The sequence below is a fragment of the Leuconostoc falkenbergense genome (genome assembly GCF_045801155.1).
GTDB classification, from domain to species: Bacteria; Bacillota; Bacilli; order Lactobacillales; family Lactobacillaceae; genus Leuconostoc; species Leuconostoc falkenbergense.
In genome coordinates this window covers 647,608-666,369 of sequence record NZ_CP174386.1, presented here as the reverse complement: position 1 = coordinate 666,369, position 18,762 = coordinate 647,608, and the positions used below count along the sequence as shown (strand labels likewise).

General features: G+C 38.7%; 20 protein-coding genes, 1 tRNA gene and 1 pseudogene. 7 read left to right on the top strand and 15 right to left on the bottom strand.

Features of this window, described 5'->3' with window-relative positions; genetic code table 11:
* The first annotated feature begins 277 nt into the window (after nucleotides 1–277).
* Genes ACI3ES_RS03325 through ACI3ES_RS03315 form a run of 3 tightly spaced genes read left to right on the top strand, consistent with a single transcriptional unit; the run spans nucleotide 278 to nucleotide 2,152 of the window.
* Entirely contained in the window at nucleotides 278–877 is a 600-nt protein-coding gene (locus ACI3ES_RS03325; RefSeq protein ID WP_181809824.1) for a phosphatase PAP2 family protein, read from the top strand.
* Nucleotides 861–1,382 carry a hypothetical protein gene (locus tag ACI3ES_RS03320; protein WP_004913756.1) on the top strand — a complete coding sequence of 174 codons (522 nt, stop codon included), beginning with the start codon at nucleotides 861–863 and terminating at the stop codon, nucleotides 1,380–1,382. Before ACI3ES_RS03325 ends, ACI3ES_RS03320 begins: the two co-directional genes overlap by 17 nt.
* A gap of 2 nt (nucleotides 1,383–1,384) precedes the next feature.
* Nucleotides 1,385–2,152 (top strand): peptidylprolyl isomerase, encoded by a 768-nt coding sequence (locus ACI3ES_RS03315; RefSeq protein ID WP_114666522.1) that lies wholly within the window; start codon nucleotides 1,385–1,387, stop codon nucleotides 2,150–2,152.
* Between the two features lie 36 nt (nucleotides 2,153–2,188).
* Here ACI3ES_RS03315 and ACI3ES_RS03310 read toward each other — a convergent pair whose 3' ends face one another.
* Nucleotides 2,189–2,629: a universal stress protein gene (locus tag ACI3ES_RS03310; protein ID WP_004913761.1), complete on the bottom strand. Its 441-nt coding sequence runs from the start codon at nucleotides 2,627–2,629 to the stop codon at nucleotides 2,189–2,191.
* A 119-nt stretch (nucleotides 2,630–2,748) separates the two neighbouring features.
* Nucleotides 2,749–3,483, bottom strand: coding sequence for an amino acid ABC transporter ATP-binding protein (locus ACI3ES_RS03305; RefSeq protein ID WP_004913764.1), 735 nt, complete (start codon nucleotides 3,481–3,483; stop codon nucleotides 2,749–2,751).
* A 139-nt stretch (nucleotides 3,484–3,622) separates the two neighbouring features.
* Here ACI3ES_RS03305 and ACI3ES_RS03300 point away from each other — a divergent pair, with 139 nt between their 5' ends.
* Nucleotides 3,623–3,760: a hypothetical protein gene (locus tag ACI3ES_RS03300; RefSeq protein WP_004913767.1), complete on the top strand. Its 138-nt coding sequence runs from the start codon at nucleotides 3,623–3,625 to the stop codon at nucleotides 3,758–3,760.
* Nucleotides 3,761–3,846: 86 nt separating this feature from the next.
* Here ACI3ES_RS03300 and tuf read toward each other — a convergent pair whose 3' ends face one another.
* From tuf to ACI3ES_RS03285, 3 genes are all read right to left on the bottom strand, one after another.
* Entirely contained in the window at nucleotides 3,847–5,034 is a 1,188-nt protein-coding gene (gene tuf / locus ACI3ES_RS03295) for an elongation factor Tu (RefSeq protein WP_080519256.1), read from the bottom strand.
* Between the two features lie 164 nt (nucleotides 5,035–5,198).
* Nucleotides 5,199–6,122: a type I restriction endonuclease subunit R gene (locus ACI3ES_RS03290; protein WP_114666696.1), complete on the bottom strand. Its 924-nt coding sequence runs from the start codon at nucleotides 6,120–6,122 to the stop codon at nucleotides 5,199–5,201.
* Nucleotides 6,123–6,230: 108 nt separating this feature from the next.
* Nucleotides 6,231–8,078 carry a ribonuclease J gene (locus tag ACI3ES_RS03285; RefSeq protein ID WP_114666521.1) on the bottom strand — a complete coding sequence of 616 codons (1,848 nt, stop codon included), beginning with the start codon at nucleotides 8,076–8,078 and terminating at the stop codon, nucleotides 6,231–6,233.
* Nucleotides 8,079–8,342: 264 nt separating this feature from the next.
* Between ACI3ES_RS03285 and ACI3ES_RS03280 the strand changes: the two genes are divergently transcribed.
* Nucleotides 8,343–8,984 (top strand): cell wall anchor protein, encoded by a 642-nt coding sequence (locus ACI3ES_RS03280; RefSeq protein ID WP_080519610.1) that lies wholly within the window; start codon nucleotides 8,343–8,345, stop codon nucleotides 8,982–8,984.
* 76 nt (nucleotides 8,985–9,060) lie between these two features.
* On the opposite strand, the gene ACI3ES_RS03275 is transcribed toward ACI3ES_RS03280, so the two are convergent.
* Complete coding sequence (locus ACI3ES_RS03275) at nucleotides 9,061–9,675, bottom strand: ECF transporter S component (RefSeq protein WP_114666520.1); 615 nt, start codon at nucleotides 9,673–9,675, stop codon at nucleotides 9,061–9,063.
* A gap of 109 nt (nucleotides 9,676–9,784) precedes the next feature.
* Between ACI3ES_RS03275 and ACI3ES_RS03270 the strand changes: the two genes are divergently transcribed.
* A tRNA-Arg gene (locus tag ACI3ES_RS03270) sits at nucleotides 9,785–9,857 on the top strand.
* Nucleotides 9,858–9,862: 5 nt separating this feature from the next.
* Here ACI3ES_RS03270 and ACI3ES_RS03265 read toward each other — a convergent pair.
* The 3 genes and pseudogenes from ACI3ES_RS03265 to ACI3ES_RS03255 form a co-directional block, all read right to left on the bottom strand.
* On the bottom strand, nucleotides 9,863–10,477 hold the full coding sequence (locus ACI3ES_RS03265; RefSeq protein ID WP_114666519.1) for an ECF transporter S component: 615 nt from the start codon (nucleotides 10,475–10,477) through the stop codon (nucleotides 9,863–9,865).
* A gap of 141 nt (nucleotides 10,478–10,618) precedes the next feature.
* Nucleotides 10,619–11,277 (bottom strand): annotated as a pseudogene (locus ACI3ES_RS03260) (ABC transporter ATP-binding protein).
* Nucleotides 11,278–11,309: 32 nt separating this feature from the next.
* Nucleotides 11,310–12,773 (bottom strand): ABC transporter permease, encoded by a 1,464-nt coding sequence (locus ACI3ES_RS03255; protein ID WP_004914886.1) that lies wholly within the window; start codon nucleotides 12,771–12,773, stop codon nucleotides 11,310–11,312.
* A 167-nt stretch (nucleotides 12,774–12,940) separates the two neighbouring features.
* Between ACI3ES_RS03255 and mscL the strand changes: the two genes are divergently transcribed.
* Nucleotides 12,941–13,321, top strand: a complete 381-nt coding sequence (mscL, locus tag ACI3ES_RS03250) for a large conductance mechanosensitive channel protein MscL (RefSeq protein WP_004914883.1) — start codon at nucleotides 12,941–12,943, stop codon at nucleotides 13,319–13,321.
* Nucleotides 13,322–13,398: 77 nt separating this feature from the next.
* Here the strand turns inward: mscL and ACI3ES_RS03245 are convergent, their stop codons facing one another.
* The 6 genes from ACI3ES_RS03245 to ruvB form a co-directional block, all read right to left on the bottom strand.
* Nucleotides 13,399–14,031, bottom strand: a complete 633-nt coding sequence (locus tag ACI3ES_RS03245) for a deoxynucleoside kinase (protein WP_114666518.1) — start codon at nucleotides 14,029–14,031, stop codon at nucleotides 13,399–13,401.
* 95 nt (nucleotides 14,032–14,126) lie between these two features.
* A complete protein-coding gene (ruvA, locus tag ACI3ES_RS03240; RefSeq protein WP_114666517.1) occupies nucleotides 14,127–14,717 on the bottom strand; it encodes a Holliday junction branch migration protein RuvA in 591 nt (196 codons plus the stop codon).
* 137 nt (nucleotides 14,718–14,854) lie between these two features.
* Nucleotides 14,855–15,766: an alpha/beta hydrolase gene (locus tag ACI3ES_RS03235; protein ID WP_114666516.1), complete on the bottom strand. Its 912-nt coding sequence runs from the start codon at nucleotides 15,764–15,766 to the stop codon at nucleotides 14,855–14,857.
* A gap of 15 nt (nucleotides 15,767–15,781) precedes the next feature.
* Nucleotides 15,782–16,843, bottom strand: a complete 1,062-nt coding sequence (queA, locus tag ACI3ES_RS03230) for a tRNA preQ1(34) S-adenosylmethionine ribosyltransferase-isomerase QueA (RefSeq protein ID WP_114666515.1) — start codon at nucleotides 16,841–16,843, stop codon at nucleotides 15,782–15,784.
* A 2-nt stretch (nucleotides 16,844–16,845) separates the two neighbouring features.
* On the bottom strand, nucleotides 16,846–17,706 hold the full coding sequence (locus ACI3ES_RS03225; RefSeq protein WP_114666514.1) for a metallophosphoesterase family protein: 861 nt from the start codon (nucleotides 17,704–17,706) through the stop codon (nucleotides 16,846–16,848).
* Complete coding sequence (gene ruvB, locus ACI3ES_RS03220) at nucleotides 17,703–18,761, bottom strand: Holliday junction branch migration DNA helicase RuvB (protein ID WP_114666513.1); 1,059 nt, start codon at nucleotides 18,759–18,761, stop codon at nucleotides 17,703–17,705. Before ruvB ends, ACI3ES_RS03225 begins: the two co-directional genes overlap by 4 nt.
* Nucleotide 18,762: the final 1 nt, after the last annotated feature.

Here is an 18,762-nt window from a genome sequence, read left to right as displayed (position 1 = left end):
ATTTGAATTCACGGTACCACCTATGTTCACGTACGACTACGTCTCTAATTGCCTTAACGCGAGCATACGTTACAGACTACTTGACATTTCACCCGTAATTCAGTCAACCGAGTTCCGTATTTTGTTTGATAAGTTTACAGCGCCACTTATTCTCTACAACCCCGCCATACTTACTAATGTTGACTGTAATACTTTCATTATATCACATCTTTACGCAATCGGGTATAATCATTATATGCGTAAAATACAAAAAATTTCTATTCTCCCTTGCATATGTTTGGCAGTTTTTATTACTTTAACAGTTGGTGTTTTATTAAAAGCTAAGTTCATTCAGCAATTTGACAACTTTGGGCAGCAATTAATTCAACATTACGATCATAAACATAATTGGTTTTTCACGGCGATTACTAGTATTGGTAATGTCAGTTGGAGTGCAATTATTCTGATAACTTTTTCACTTTGGCTCATCTACCACCATTTTTATCGCGAAACGCTATTTATTGGATTTAATGTGATTGTGTTTGCAGGATTAAGCAATCAAATTGTTAAAAACATTATCACCCGACCGCGCCCAACACCTCATTTAGTCCCTGCATCTGGATTTAGTTTCCCGTCTGGTCATGCAATGGTATCTGTTTTGTTGTATGGTAGCTTGATTATCATCTTACATCGCCATCTAAAGTCTAATTGGCAACGTCGTGTAGCTTCCTGCTTATTACTTGGATTAATTATTTTAATTCCCATTAGTCGTGTTTATGTCAACGTTCACTACCCGAGTGATATACTCGCTGGGATGGCAATTGCATACACAATGCTTTATATCAGTCAACAACTATTTTTTAACAATAAAGGAGTACCTGATGATTCCCTCAAGTAACACATTTACACATCAAATAATTGAACAAAATATTAAAATCGGTGATTTGGTTTTGGATGGAACAACAGCTAATGGCGTTAATACACGTTTTTTAGCAACACGCGTGGGCAACGAAGGTCACGTATTGAGCTACGCAACAACAAAAGATAACGCCAACGCCGCAGCCGCATCTCTCTTCATGAGCGGGCTATCAGAACGTGTCACTCTGCTTGGTCATAATCTGACGCAGCAATTAAGCACTGATATGGGTGAACGAAAACAAATTAGTATTGCAATTTTTGATTATTCATCTGATACAGAGAACACAAATGACAAACCACCACATTTTATCAATCAAATTGACTTGGTTTTGCCAAAACTAACACATGGTGGTCTCTTGATTACAAAATTTAATGCAACGCCAAAAGATTGGCTAGATTATTTGTCAGAACTTATTCCAGAAGATTTCAATCAAGCTAATTATACGACATCTGCAACTCAGACATTTATCATTGAAAGGATTTAATCATGAAAAAATTTGCACCACAAATCATAATGGCGGTGATTCTTGCACTACTAATTGCTAGTATTGTTGGCTACCAGCATTTCGCTAACTCATCAAACTCAGCGACTTCAACCACAAAAAAGGATCCAAAGTTAGAAAAAGTTGCTTTGCCTCAATTGACTAATGCTGTATCTGAGAATGAAAGTGAAGTAACGCTGCATACGAGTTATGGCGATATCACTATCAAACTATTCAACAAATATGCACCATTAGCTGTTGAAAACTTTATCACCCATGCCAAACAAAGTTACTATAACAATACAATTTTTCACCGTGTGATTAACAACTTCATGATTCAGGGTGGTGACCCCAAAGGTGACGGCTCAGGCGGAGAGTCAATTTGGAAAGGTAAAGACAGCAGTATTGATAGTGGTAATGGTTTCAAAAATGAAATTAGCACATCACTTTATAATATTCGTGGCGCCGTATCAATGGCTAATGCTGGAGCAGACACAAATGGTAGCCAATTTTTCATCGTTCAAAATAAAAAGAATCTCTCAAAGCAAGTCGATGAAAATAATTACCCTTCAAAAATTTATGATGCCTATAAAAAAGGCGGTGTGCCTAGCCTAGATGGTGATTACACAGTATTTGGTCAAGTAATCAAAGGCATGTCAGTAGTAGACAAAATTGCTGAAGCAAAGGTTAAGGATAACGCTTCTGGAGAAGCATCAAAACCAGTTAATCCTGTCAAAATTACTAACATCACGATTATTAAAGAGGCCAAATAAAAAAACACCAAATGATTTTCAACATTTGGTGTTTTTTTACTTTTCAGAAGTACGCATGATGAGAACATCTGTATTAGCAACTTGTGTCACAAATGATGGAACAGTTCCCGCCATTGCCCGTTGTAGTCGACTCAACCCTGTTTCCCCAATCACAATCAAATCATTTTTGTGATCCTTAGGAAAATGTCGAGCAATAACTTGCTTTGGTGATCCAAAACGAACATGAACATCGACATCAGTGTGACCTAAACTCTGCGCATATTCATAAGCTTTGTTAATTGACGCTTCAGCATCTTGCTCCATTTGATAAACAACATCATCACTCATCGCAATTGAACCAAAATAACCACCGCCATTGGTGTCAACAACAGTTAAAATGTCAATGTGTGCTTCTGGAGCAAATTCAACCACCTTTTTAATTAAAATGTTTGATACATCTGATCCGTCGATTGCTACTAAAATATTCTGATATGCCATGACCCAACCTCTTATCGTTCTTGATACTTTTATTATAACGCTATTTCTTCGAAAATGTAAGCGCTTTTACTAACTTACATCATTTTCAGTAAATTTAAGTATCAACCGCAATCAAGAGATTATAGAACTTTCTGTAAAAAATCTTGTGCGCGTTCTGTTTTGGGCGTTTCAAAGAAAGTTTTAGGTTCAGCAATTTCCTGAATGCCGCCATCAGCCATAAACCAAACTTTATCTGCAACTTCTCGGGCAAATCCCATCTCATGTGTGACCACAATCATTGTCATGCCATCCTCAGCCAATTGTTTCATTACCGCCAATACTTCACCAACCATTTCTGGATCTAATGCACTAGTCGGTTCATCAAAAAGCAACATATCTGGAGACATGGCCAATGCACGTGCGATTGCAACACGCTGCTTTTGTCCACCAGAAAGGCTTGCGGGATATTGGTCCGCCTTGTCAGAAAGTCCGACCTGCGTCAATAACTGCTTGGCTGTTTCTGTGGCAATTTTATCATCTTGCCCCTTAACTTTAAGGGGTGCTAATTTAATATTTTCAAGAACTGTCAGATTTGGGAATAGATTGAACCCTTGAAAAACCATACCCATTTTTTCACGCAATTGATCAAGCTGATTTTCATTTAAGCTAGTCAGTTGGTTTTCCTCAAACAAAACCTCGCCACTTGTTGGTTTATCTAACATATTGATAGCTCTCAAGAATGTTGATTTACCAGCACCTGATGGTCCAATGACAGCAATTACCTCGCCTTTCTTTACATTAACGTTAATATCTTTAAAAACTATTTTGTCACCAAACTTTTTTGTTAAATTTTCAATCACCAATAAATCAGCCATATCGCTCTCCGTTTCGAATTATTAATTTATATTATACATGATTATCATATATATGCAGTTTATATACATAATAATTTGAATAAAATGTATATTTTTGCATAAAAAATAATGTAAAATTAAGAAAAAGTGGAGGATCATAATGGCAAAAATTGTTAATCGTGAAGAAACACAAACAACCCCGATAGATGACTTATTCATTTTACCAAATGAAAAGGAGGATGATGTTGCACGAACAGCTGCTTTAGGACGAGACAGCGAGACTGAGACACATAAATAATCACACCAAACAAGTATGCTATTGCGTACTTGTTTTTTTCATAAAAAAAAGGACACGCAATGCATGTCCTTTTAAAACTAATAATATTAGTCTTCGATTTCAGTAACTGTACCGGCACCAACAGTGTGGCCACCTTCACGAACAGTAAACTTCAAACCTTGTTCGATGGCAACTGGTGAGATCAATTCGATTTCGAATGTCACTTGGTCACCAGGCATAACCATTTCAACACCTTCTGGCAATTCAACAACACCAGTAACATCTGTTGTGTGGAAGTAGAATTGTGGACGGTAGTTTGTAAAGAATGGTGTGTGACGACCACCTTCTTCTTTGCTCAAAACATAAACTTCGGCTTTGAACTTCTTGTGTGTTTGAATTGAACCTGGCTTTGCCAAAACTTGACCACGTTCGATTTCGTTACGATCAACACCACGCAACAATGCACCAATGTTGTCACCCGCTTGAGCTTCTTCCAAAGTCTTACGGAACATTTCGATACCAGTTACGGTAGTCTTCTTAACTTCATCCTTCAAACCAACGATTTCAACTTCAGTACCAGTAGTCAATACACCACGGTCAACACGACCAGAAGCAACTGTTCCGCGACCAGTAATTGTGAAGACGTCTTCGACAGGCATCAAGAAAGGCTTGTCAGTTTCGCGCTTTGGTTCTGGAATGTATGAATCAACAGTATCCATCAATTCTTCGATAACCTTAACTTGTTCAGGGTCACCTTCCAAAGCCTTCAATGCTGAACCCTTGATAACAGGAATATCATCACCAGGGAAGTCATATTCAGACAAAAGTTCACGAACTTCCATTTCAACCAAGTCGATCAATTCTTCATCATCAACCAAGTCTGTCTTGTTCAAGAACACAACAAGATAGTCAACACCAACTTGACGTGCCAACAAGATGTGTTCACGTGTTTGTGGCATAGGACCATCAGTTGCAGCAACAACCAAAATAGCACCATCCATTTGAGCGGCACCAGTGATCATGTTTTTAACGTAATCCGCGTGACCTGGGGCATCAATGTGGGCATAGTGACGCTTCTCAGTTTCGTATTCGATGTGAGAAGTGTTAATAGTGATACCACGTTCTTTTTCTTCAGGCGCGTTATCAATTTCAGCAAAATCAGTTGCTACTTTACCTTGCTTTTCAGACAATACCTTTGAAATAGCAGCAGTCAAAGTCGTCTTTCCATGATCGACGTGTCCAATAGTACCAATGTTAACGTGGGGCTTAGTGCGAACGTAAGTTTCCTTAGCCAATGTAGTTTCCTCCAAAATTCATTTTTCAGTAATTCTGAAAAATGTTTATAAATATATTTTACAACGCAAGCCGTCAAAAGACAACAAGTAACTTGCATTTTTCCGGCTCTTGAAGCCAAAAATTATTATACCGACTTATTAAGAAAATGTAAACACTTTTAACATTAATTTTCAAAAAAGCTGTTTGTAATTTCATTTACTTTATCATGCCAATATTTTTGCAGTCCAACTTCAGTATGATTTGATTGTCCATAGTAGCGATCTAGACTGCTATCAACCCAGCTGTCAGCATCAATAATCACGTCGTCAGTTTGTGGGTACAAAAGTGTTAGCTCTAATCTCATTTGATGGGCTAACATTTCCAACGCTACAGGATCTTCTTGACCCAATCGATCGTCAATTAATGTCGCAATTTTTTCAAAAACTTCGGAACTCGTCAATGGATTAATTTGGTCAAGACGGATAGTGTAAAGTTGTTCATCTAACCAGCGATATTGAACGGGTTCTTGAATATCTAGCTTTTGTAAATCTTCTAATAAAGTTGCGCGTATTAGCGGCAAGGCAAATGGATCAACTAATAAAAATTTAGCGCCGATAACAAAATCAGCCACCGGTAGCCTTCTAGCAGCCTCGTAACGATTGCGTTGCGCATCCAAGTCGTAGTCGCTCATGTGATAAAACTGACGACTAATCGTTGCTAAAGTTGTTGCCATTGTTTCTTTCGCATGATTTTCAGCCGTTCTGATTTCATCTAAAATTTCTGACTGTGTCTGTTCATCATCCCATAACATCGCCAATTGTTGCGCATAAACAAAGCTCTGATTTTGGACTGCCAGTGCAACTATCATGCGAAAATGTGTTTCATCATCGAGATATTCTGCCAAAAAATCGTCAGCATAAGAAGATGCTAATTGATATTGTTTATCCATAAATAAGGCTGTCACTAAGCGATTGTTAATATCAAAAGTCTGCAAACTTTCATATAAATCAGCCAGTGTTTCTGCTGCATCGTGCCAGTTTTCTTGTTTCATTTCCACCTGCGCACGGTTAATAAGTTCCTGTGTTTCTGGCGTAATATGGTCAGTCATTTTTTCGGTCACATAACAAATCATGACAATTAAAACTCAACTCATAATTGTTACGATACTCCTTTCTTGATTAGTCAAAAACCCAACTCACTTGAGTTGGGATTTTTGTTATTCAGCCGCTTTAGGTTGCGGACGGCGATTGTTTGGACGACGTGGTCCCTTCTTAACAGCCTTTGTCACCTTAGTAACATTGGGATTATTTGGTTTTTTTGGTGTTTGGCGCTTATTTGATTGTGCACCAGACTGTGTCGCCGTTGACTTATGGTTATTTGGTCGCCTGTTTTGGTTAACTTCCATCACCACTGGCATCACCATTGGACGACGCCGAGTCTGTTCAAACAAGAATCTTGAAAGTACTTCTCGAACACTATTTTTCAGCTCATTCCAGTCAAAATTTTTCGTATTACTGAGGTAGTCTTCAATTTGTTTAACCGTCAAGTCTGAAGCTTCTTTCATTAAGTCACGGTTTGCTTTAACATAGACAAAACCACGCGACGTCAGCTTAGGTTTTGAAACAACTTGCCGTTTTTTGCGATCAATCGTCACAACAGAAACAAAAATACCATCTTCAGATAAAATGCGTCTATCACGTAGAACCACATTCCCTATATCCCCAATACCAGCGCCATCAATTAGTGTTTCACCAATTGTAAATGAATCTTGTAACTCAAAGTGATCATCTAACCATTTGAATTGATCACCTTTCATAGCCATCATGATATGGTCTTCGGGAATATTGACTTCTTCAGCAGCGTCTTTTGCGGCCGTCATCACGCGATACTCACCTTGAATAGGCATAAAATACTCTGGTTGCATAATGTTAATCATCATTTGTAAATCATTTCGTGAGGCATGACCACTTGACCGCATATCATTACTGATCTGCTTAACATCTGCTCCCTGCTTAAACAGCATATCACGTGTCTTCGCAACAACACCCTCCATTGCAGTTGAAGGCGTCGTTGTTATAAACACTAAGTCCTCTTCGCCAATATGAACATACTTATCCTCGCCATTAGCCATACGATTCAAATGTTTAATTGGTTCTCCCATTCGACCGGTTTCTAGAATGACGGTTTGACCAGCTGCCAAATTTTTTGCATTTTTCAAATTCACAAAAAGCTTATTTTCAGGGATTGGCAAATCCAACTTTTTCAAACGAATTGCTGTTCTCACGACATTTTCAATATCGTTCCCTGACAAAACCAGTTGCCGTTTTGTTGCAGCAGTGGCATTGATTACTTGCTGAATTCTTTGAATGTTTGAGGCAACTGCAGCAACAATAATACGCTTCTTTTTATTGTCTTGGAAAGTCTCTAAGATATAATCGCCAATTTTCGATTCATTAACTGAGTCAGCGCCACCTTCTGTACCAGCCGCATCGGCCAACAATGCCAAAACTTTACTTTGCCCAACTTCAACTAGACGTGCAATGTCTGTCCGATAGTAACTTTCAGCAGTTTGGTCGAATTTGAAATCGCCAGTATATACAACTTGTCCGTATTCAGTCCCTAGCACAATCCCTAGCGATTCTGGAATTGAGTGTGTGGTATTGAAAAATGATACCTTGACATCGCCAAAATCAATTTCTGTTTTTTCATTGACAATATGATAATCGTCATAATCTTTTAAGGCGTCTTGCTCCTTGATAGCCAATTTAGCTAATTCAATCGTTAATTCAGAACCAAATATTGGCACATTTACTTGTTGCAGAAAATAAGGTAATGCCCCAATCGCATCGGCGTGGCCATGTGATAAAAATACACCAGCAATTTTATCTGTATTTTTGATTAAATACTCAAAATCTGGTACAACCACATCAACACCAAGCTGATCAGTTTCGGGATATTTCAACCCAGCATCTAAAATAAAAATTTCGTCATTCACAGTCACAGCATACATGTTTTTCCCGTTTTCACGGACTCCGCCAAACGGAATAATACTTAAATTAGTCATAATTCTTCCTTATAAATGGTATTGGAAAATAGCAAGCAACAACGTTGTTTGCTTTTTCTTTTTTCGTATAAATCTTAACAGGATTCTACTGGTCTTAAAACACTGAGGTCATCCTTGTTGCTTGTCTCGATACGTCACTAGTTTCTATTTTAACATACTTTTCTCTCATTTTCTGTTATTATTGGTGTAGCATACTTTCGGTTATTGCTAGTGGATCAGATAATTGGCAATGGCCACCCTACTTCAGAAAGGAATTTATTTTTCATGCAGCGTCAACCCTTTAAAAAGTCTCACAAAAAGCGGAATTTAATTATTGCATTAGTGATCATCGTCGTCCTGTTGATTGTCAGTTTCACAGTTCTTGGACACCAATCAAATAACATCAAAACAACAACTTCATCATCAAGTACCAGTTCAAGTAAAAAGAAAAAAACGACGGCAAAAAAAGCAACCTCTAGTTCAGAAACTACAATGGTATCTTCTAGTAGTGAAGTTGTTTCGGCTGAAAGTTCAAGCACTGTGACTGTGGCACAAGCACCAGCGAGTGCTAGTAGCGAAGTTGCGGCTGCTATTAGTAGTGCAAAGCAAAATGCAACACAAGCACCTGTTGATAGTTCAACCAACAGCAGTAGTGTTTCATCAAGTGCCACTTCAAGTAGTGTTGCAACCAGTGTTGGTAATTGGACACTTTCAGCATATAACAATTTAAGCTTAGGTAGCGTCTCGTATGATAGCGTTCAACAAACTTATGGCGCCCCAACCTATTTGACGGCCGATAACCAATATGCCTATGCCACGTGGCAAAGTCAAAGTGGCGCCAAAGTGGTCATTGTATTTACACCGAGTGGCAGTGAAACTAACGTCCAATTGATTGCTAGTAGCAAATCACAAACTGGACTTCAATAATATAAAAAGTCAATTTCAATATCGAAATTGACTTTTTATATTATCACGAAGTTGATGATCATCAAAGCTTTGTATTTCATCCATTAAGGCCAGCTCTTTGCGCCACTGGCACTATAACATTGCCAATAAAAGAAACAAGAATAACACCAGTGATAACTTCAAATAAACTATTAAATGATACGAGACTAACCAGCCACCCTAACAAATTATGATTCGGAATACCAGTAAAATTGGTTTTCATCACTGTAAAACCTACTACTGTGAATAATACCACACCTACTGTATTGATGAGAGCAGATAATGCCCCTAAAGCACCCAAACCGAGTGTACGCAAACCAGCCTTTTTCTGACGAAGCCACCGATTAAATAACCAGCCCACAACAGCACCAATCAAAATTCTTGGGACAAGCGCGGTGAAAGGATTTTGAAACATCAATGAACCAATCGTGCCAGGAGTTGACCAAGCTTGCCATAAAGTAATCACACCCCAAAAACCACCCAAGAACGCACCCCACTTGCCACCTAAAATGATAGCCGCTAGTGCCACAGTAAATTGAATAATTGTAGGCTGCGCGCCGACAATCACAGCGCCTAGTGGAATGTATCCGAGCCATGGCACTAACACTTGTAGCAAAATAATCGCCATAAAAAAGGTCGCTACAATCAAATATTTTGTCTTATTATTGGTCATGATAATCACCTCTTATACTTATCTATTGTTAGTATACATTATTCCATTGAAGATTTCTCAATATAATATTTGTTTTTATCGCCTAAAATCGGTATAATTTATGAGTACCGCGTCCATAGTTTAACGGGATAAAACGGGGACCTCCTAAGTCTTTGCTCCCAGTTCGAGTCTGGGTGGACGCATTTAATTACCCTTTAATATCAGCTTTTTCTGCAATGAGTAACAAAACACCAGCAACAAGGCCGACTTCAATAAAACCAACTATCATTTCAAAAATTGCATTAAATGAGACAATACCGACTAACCAAGGCAAGATACCATGTGTCGGAATACCAGTAAAATTGGTATGCATGACGGTGAACCCAAAAGCTGTCAACAATACGACACCCGTTGTATTAACTATCGCAGCAACCGAGCCTAATAAACCTAATCCCAAAACCTTCGTGCCTGCTTGACGATTGCGGAAGAAGGTGTTGAATAGATAGCCAACTAACAAACCGACCAAGACTCTTGGTACAATCGCTGTCAACGGGTTTTGAAACATCAATGAACCAATCGTACCAGGATGTGTTAACGCGTTTATAAATGATAATACACCCCAAAAACCGCCAATAAATGCACCATACTTGGGCCCTAATATAATCGCCGCGATAGCAACTGTAAACTGAATAATTGTCGCAGAGGCGCCAACAACAAATGCGCCAAGTGGTAACATTCCTAACCATGGTACAATCATTTGAATTAGCACAATAGCCATAAAAAAGGTCGTTACAACCAAATATTTTGTCTTTTTGGTACCCATGTTATTCTCCTAAATGGTTTATGCCATATACTATACATTTAAAAGATAGGGTTGTCAATTAAAAAAATGCCTGTTTGAAAACTCAAAACAGACATTTTTTATAAGCTTATTGTAATAAAGGCGATACGTATGATAGTAGATTCAAACAACTGTAAACTGACGATTTTTGAGACTGATTTGAATATCAGCAGCTTTGGCAACGTTTGGTTCGTGAGTAACAATTATGACTGTTTTCCCAACTTCGTGAGCCAGTTCTTGAAATATACTAATCACCTCTTGTGTATTTTTTCATCTAAATTACCAGTGGGCTCATCAGCAATAACAATTTTGGCGTCCACTGCCAACGCTCTGGCAATAGCGACACGTTGTTGCTGACCACCAGATAATTGTTGTACATTTTTGTCAGCCAGTGAGCTGTCAATGCCAAGTTTATTAAGCGTGCTGTATATATAATCTTTATCACCAGTATGCTTGGATTTTGTCATTGATAAAGCCGAAGCAACATTTTGAGCGGCAGTCATATAATTTAGAAGATTGTAAGCCTGAAATATAATGGCTACTTTTTGGTTCCGATATTTGGTTAAGCCATAAGATTTGATATCCTGATCATCTAGTGTAATTGTTCCCTCGGATGGCGTATCCAAACCTGCCAAAAAGCTTAACAACGTTGTTTTACCAGAGCCTGATTGACCAACAATACTATAAAGTGTGCGGGGCTCAAATGTCATATTAACATTTTCATATAAAGGGCGTTCCTGCGCGTTATATTGATGTGTCAAATTTTTGATTGCTAATGTCATTGACTAACTCCTTTTGTTTTTTCACGTGGTCCTTATTCATTTGACAAAATCTTTTTGGGCTTCAAGCGGAAGATTGGTGTTGACCCTGCAACAACTGCGATAGCGATAATACCTAATCCTAGTCCACCTAATTCAGCCATCGCCGAACCACTTAGCTTCGTCTTTAAGGTTTGTACTTGGCTACCTGTTGCTGACATTGTGTTGCGATTCGTTTGACCAGTTGTTGGTGCACCAGATCCGCCGCCATTTCCACCACCAAATCCTGCACCGGCTGTGGTAGTCTGTGTAGCAGTTGTTTGCTGTGAAACAAGTTGTTTACCAACAGCATTACCAACAAAATTACCAGCAACACCTGCAATGACTAGTGAAACAACTAATATAGCAAATAATTCAGAGAACAATTGCAGTACAATTTTAACTTTGCTTTCACCTAATGACATTAATACACCAATTTCATGACGACGTTCACGAATCATCAATACCGTGATCAAGGCAAGAATAATTGTGCCAGCAATACCAACAACCCAAACAATTTTATTGGCAAAACTTTGAACGTTTTTCATTGGTTTCATCAGCAAAGCATATGTTTCAGAACTTGAGGTTAAACTGAAACTACTTGATACTAATTTTTTAGCAGCTTTTGTAAAGGCAGCTTCTTTAGAAGAGTCCGTCAGTGTGTAAACAACACTTGTAACTGTGGTACTGTCACCATTGACCGTACCAGCGAATGTATAACTACTGAAAATAGTATTGGCTGGATCAGATTGTTGGCCTGGACCACCTTGTGACGAACTGCCAGAAGTTGTCTTGGCTTTGTAGATACCGACAATCTTCATTTCGTATGTCTTAGAAGTCGTGGCAGTTGTTTTGACTTTAATGGTATCACCAACTTTTAGCTTATTGCTTGTTGCTAATTCACTTTCAATTACCACATTATTCGTATTTTTATCTGCTGATGTTATGCCTCTACCAGAAGTAATCGTATAGGCTTTTGACTTAAAATTAGTTTCGGCGGCTGTTGTGGATACACCACTAATGGTAATATCACCTTGGGTGGATGTATCACCTGATGGCCCGCCTTGAGCACCACCACTTTTTGATGTTGTTGTAATCGCTGTGAAACCACTCGCATTCACAGAAGCGCTGTTACTAAATTGATATCCTGCCACATTACTTAGCGCAGCTATTTTTTCAGCTGTGGTTATACTAACCCCAGGCAAGGAAATAGTTGGCCGAGTCGTCGAGGAACTGCTGCTTGACGATGATGCACTTTCCTGACTTTTTCGCATTGCAGCAAAGGCTTTTTCACGATTAGCGCTTAAAGTAACAGTTGTTCCTGCAGCATTTTTAGCACTATTAGTTGCTTGAATCGCCGCATTTTGGATAATTATACCCGCTAAAACAAAGATCATAATCGCACTCATCACCAAAGTAATGAGTGCAGTTCGACCAATTTTTTGCCGTAAATACAAACCAGCTCGTTTGATAAAATCCATGATAACACTCCTTAAACTTACTTAATGATGACAATATATCAACCAAAAGTTAAACTTATATCAATTAAATGAAAATTAAATGAACAAAACTGTTAATATGTTGGTAAATCAACGATTATCCTGTATGATGGAGTTATATTAGATTAGTAAGATTAGAGGATATTTTTATGTTATCAGAGTTTAAAGCATTTATTATGCGCGGAAACGTGCTTGATTTAGCAGTCGGTGTTATCATCGGTGGTGCATTCACTGGTTTGGTTAAGTCATTGACAACTAACTTGATTGGACCAATCATCGCTTTTGCAACTGGTGGTCATTCAGATTTGGATAAGTTACAATTAGTCATTAGCAAAACGTTAACTTTCAAGTATGGCGCTTTCTTAAACGATTTAATTAACTTCTTGATCACAGCATTTGTTGTCTTCATACTAGTCAAGGTAATTAACCGTGTCTTCAAGGCTAATAAAGAAGAAGCTGTTAAAGTTAATCCTGAACTGGAAGTTTTGACAGAAATTCGTAATTTATTGGAAACAGAGAAAAAAGCTTAATATGTACTTTTAACCTACCATGTTCATTGTGGTAGGTTTTTTTGTTCGAAAAAAAACACCACGATGTGGTGTCAATGTTAACGAATTGCTTTTAGAGCGTCATCAATTTGGTTTAGAATCACTTGTTGATTGTCTTTTTGCTCTAAATCGTATGTTTGTAAATCAATTTTGAGTTTTGGCGAAGCATCATAATCATCAAACCAATCGCGGTAAGCTGACCACATCTTGAAATAGTAATCACGCAATCCCTGATTATTTTCAAATTGTTCATAGTTGCGACCGCGCTTTTTGATGCGATACAAAATCGTTTCAAAATCAGTCTCCGCATACACCATCAAATCAGGTGCTTTTTTAGGCATTTTTTGCAGTTCAGCCATCATATTATCAAGTAAGCTTGTATAGACATCCATTTCAGCATCTGAAATATTGCCATCTTTATGATTTTCCTCAGTGAACAAAGCGTCTTCATAGATAGAACGATCCAACACATTGTTATCATCAGCAAGCGCTTGTTTAATCATGTCAAAACGACGATTCAAAAAATAAATTTGAAGCAAGAAGCCGTATTGTTTTGGATCTGAATAGTAAAGGGGTAGCACAGGATTATCACCTACTGGTTCATAAAATGCTTGTGTACCCATATGCTCTGCAATTAAGCCTGTTAATGTCGTTTTCCCAACGCCGATCATGCCCGCAGTAATAATCACCATGACGACCTCCAATAATTTATTAGCTTACTTATCATACAAAAAAAATGCCTAAATAACAAGGTCAATTCTTGGACGTATTGGTAGTAAAAGCCGAACTATTTCACCAACATCTTCAAACCAGAACGAATATAACCATCCGTGGAATCACTTGTTTGACTTAATTGCTCACCTACCACTTTAACATCTTTTTTAGTGTAGCCAAGTGCCAAGAGTGCTTCCAGTGCGTCATCAAGTGCACGAGAATCACTTGACGCTGTGGATGATGTTGCCACGCTATTTTCAACCACTAGATCATCTAATTTACCTTTTAAATCCAATACAATTTGTTGTGCAGTTTTTTTACCAACACCTGGAAACTGTGTTAAATATGCGCTGTCATCATTTGCAACCGCATTGACTAATCCAGTAGCATCAGCGCTGGCCAAAATAGCTAAGGCGCTTTTAGGCCCAATACCAGAAACATTTAAAAGCTTGTTAAACAATGCCTTTTCATTCGCATCAATAAATCCAAACAAACTGATGTCATTTTCTCTGACAATTTGTTGCACATAAACATGTGATTCAACATTTTCCTCAAAACGGTAGGGGTTCGCCGTATAAAGACGATATCCAACGCCACTCCGTGAGGCAATCACGATATAGGCTGGTGTAATATTAGTAATTAATCCGTTAATATATTCGTACATATTCACATTCTCTTTCACTATTAGTGTCATTTTATCAGAAGATTAAGCCATCTGTTTTTCCATATTTTTTCTTGACATCGGCTATTAAATCAGCTTGCTTGAACTACTACCCAAACAAAAGCGTTTAATAACGCGACTTATACGTGTTGATTCAAAAAAGTAGCAACTCGTTCAATATATTCTTTTGGATATTCCTCAAAAGCAGCAACATGACCTGCGCCCTTTGGCAACCATACAACGTGCTCTCCCTGATGTTGCTCGATCAATTCGTAAACCATTTTTGTCGGCACAAAATCATCAGCCAAGCCATGAATAAACAATGTAGGCAATTGACTTTTTGCAATTAAAGGACGAGCGTCTGCCTGAGAGTATTGAAAACCAGCCCGCCAACCAGACATCCAATTTAACACATTTAAAACAGGAAAAGCCGGCAAATGAAACATATGTCCCGCCTGATATTTTAGTTCATCATAGGCACTTGTATATGCCGAATCAGATATTACGGCTTTGACATTATTTGGTAGCTTTTCACCACTGACTGACAGAACCGTTGTGCCTCCCATGGACATCCCCATCAAAACAATTTTCTGACGTTGATCCTTCTGACAGACCATATCAATCCACTGCAGATAGTCAAATCGATCCAAATAACCAAACCCAATAAATTTACCGCCTGATTCGCCATGCGCCCGATTATCTGGAATTAAAACGTTAAACCCTAAATTGTAAAACAAGTCACCAAAAGTTGCCATTCTAGCTTTTGTTATACGCCAGCCATGACTCAAAATAACGGTCTTTTCACTGTGCTGATTAGCGACATACCAAGCTTTCAATGTCAAGCCATCAAACGTAGTTAACGTCCAAGTCTCTCGTGGTAATCGATTAAATCTTTCTTGATTAGCAAATAAGACATTATCCGGATATACATCATCTGGAACAACAGTTTTTTCACTAGCCACTGTGGCCATTCTAAAAAGTTGATTCGTGCCAAGAATAGCACCACCCAAAGCCAAACTTGCGGCTAAAAGTGTTGTTGTTCTTTTTTTCATTCATTTACACCTCTATTATTTGTGAATGAACATGGCATCTCCAAAACTGAAGAAGCGATATTTATCTTCAACAGCATGTGCATAAGCATTCAAAATGTTATCACGGCCAGTAAACGCAGCCACCAGCATGACAAGCGTTGATTTAGGCAAATGGAAATTGGTTATGAATGCATCCACAACAGTCCAATGATAACCGGGCTTAATGAAAATATCAGTCCAACCAGAATCAGCTTTTAATTCACCGTCAAATTTTGACCCAATTGTTTCTAACGTCCTGATTGACGTCGTACCAGTAGCAATAATACGTCCGCCCTTAGCACGCACTTCATTCAATTGATCCGCTGCCTCTTGACTTAATTGATAAAACTCACTGTGCATCTTGTGATCGTCAATATTTTCTTCATCAACTGGTCTAAATGTTCCCAACCCAACGTGAAGTGTTAGCTCAACTGTTTTAACTCCCTTAGCTCGAACCTTGTCTAATAATTCAGGCGTCCAATGCAACCCTGCGGTTGGCGCAGCAGCGGAACCATCTACTTTTGAATAAACAGTTTGATAACGCTCTTGGTCAGCTAACTTTTCTTTAATATAAGGTGGCAATGGCATTTCACCTAACTGCTCCAATAATTCCATGAAAATCCCATCATAATGGAATTCAATATAGCGACCACCATGCTCCAATTCGCCAACAACCGTAGCTGTCATAATCGGATTGTCCAAGTTATCCCCAAACACAATTGTCGAGCCAATTGGTGATTTTTTTGCCGGTTTGACCAATGTTTCCCAAACGTCACCATGATCTTGGCGCAACAATAGGACTTCGGCATGACCACCTGTCTCTGGTCGAGCCCCATGTAAACGTGCTGGCAAAACGCGTGAATTATTCATCACAATTGCATCTCCGGCGTTGACATAGTCCAAAATATTATAAAAATGCTTATCCTCATATTGACCTGTCTCTGCGTTAAGGACCAACAAGCGTGAGGCATCCCGCTGCTTTAAAGGCGTTTGTGCAATCAATTCTTCTGGTAAATCATAATCAAAATCTGATAAGGTATAGTGTTTCTCTGTTGTCATTATTAGTTTCCTTTTCCGCCGCTGTTCCCAGCTAGCCCTGTTGCTTTTTCAAATTCATATCCTGTCTGTGAGACAGCTGCTTTTTCGTCAACTGACAGCTGTTTGTTCACGTTTGGGATGTCAAATCGATCTAACACGTCTGCATAAGTTAAATGATTCTTGTTGAGATATTCAACCAATAAGGCGAGTTCATGCCGTTGTGTTGGTGTCGGTTTATTGATGGTAATGACTTCATCAAATGCCCGCTCGACTTGTCGGTCAAATCGCTTATTTTCCGACTCAATCGCATATGATTGTTCAATCATTTCTAACCGCTTTTTTAATTCCGGCCATAACTTATCAAATGACAATGGTTGACCAAAAGGATATTGTTGCATCAAAATAGAGTCAAGCGATAAATTGACCATACTAGGGCTTTCGTACTCTGCTTCGTGAATGTGACCGTGCACCGACAAAATTGGATATGGCAAATCAATTGCGTAATGGCTTAACCAAACCTGAATGCCATTTATTTTAATAGTCTTTGCCGTATCTACCACCTCAATGAGTTTTGTTTCAGGTGCCTTCAAGGCAGCTTTTAGTTGGTCAGAATGATCATGATTGCCTTTGAAAAAAACTTTTTCCCCTTTTAGGCGAGCCAATTGTGCTACAAAATCTTGCTTCTTACGAAACATACCCAAATCACCTAAAAAATACACAACATCATCATCGTTTACCGTATCATTCCATTGGTTTTCAAGATACTCATCCATATTCGTAACTGTGGGATCAATACCTAAATTACGCAATGCATCTGCTCTTGATTTATCAAAATATAAAATTTTCTCATGATTAAAATGTGTATCAGAAATGATAAAGTTCATGTTAGTTCCTCTTGATAAGATATGCCAAGGTGCTCATAAGCTGCTTGCGTCACCACACGCCCACGCGGAGTGCGTTGCAAAAAGCCAATCTGCAACAAATAAGGTTCAACCATGGACTCTAATGTTTCAGCTTCTTCACCAATATTAGCCGCAATTGTATTTAAGCCAACTGGCCCACCATGATAATAAGCAATCATCGTTTCCAAAAATTTATGATCTGTTTCGTCTAAGCCACGATTATCAACACGTAATTTATCCAATCCAACACTAACAATTTCTTTATCGATTGCTTGTTTCCCTTGTACTTGTGCAAAATCCCTTACCCGTTTTAATAAGCGATTGGCAATTCGCGGTGTACCGCGTGACCGTAGAGCAACTTCATAAGCACCTTCTGGCTTAACAGGTGCATTCAAAATATCAGCTGTACGGACCACAATATGTTGCAACTCTTCTGGTGTATAAAACTGAAGCGCGTTAATGATACCAAATCGATCCCGCAGTGGCTTCGATAACATACCAGGTCGGGTTGTCGCACCGATTAGCGTGAAAGGTGGCAAAGGAAAATGGACTGCACGGGCAGTCGGCCCTTGCCCAACCATAATATCAACAAAATAGTCTTCCATCGCTGAATACATCATTTCTTCAATGTTGGTTGGTATCCGATGAATTTCATCGATAAACAAAATATCACCTGGCTCAAGTTCGTTTAGCAATGCCACTAAATCACCTGGTTTCTCAATAGCAGGACCTGATGTCGTCTTGATATGGACCCCCATTTCATTAGCAATAATCATCGCTAACGTAGTTTTGCCTAATCCTGGTGGGCCAAATAACAGTACATGATCCAGCGCCTCTTCTCGTTGCTTGGCAGCAGCAATATAAACAGCCAGCTCTTCTTTGAGTGGTGTCTGTCCAATATACTCACGTAAATGTTGTGGCCGTAATGATAATTCATCGCGCTGCTCTGCCGCGTTGGCTTCCGCATCACGTAATAGTTCATCAACCTCAGTATCTTCTTCGTACCATTGATTAAATTGTGGTCCTTTTTCTGTCATA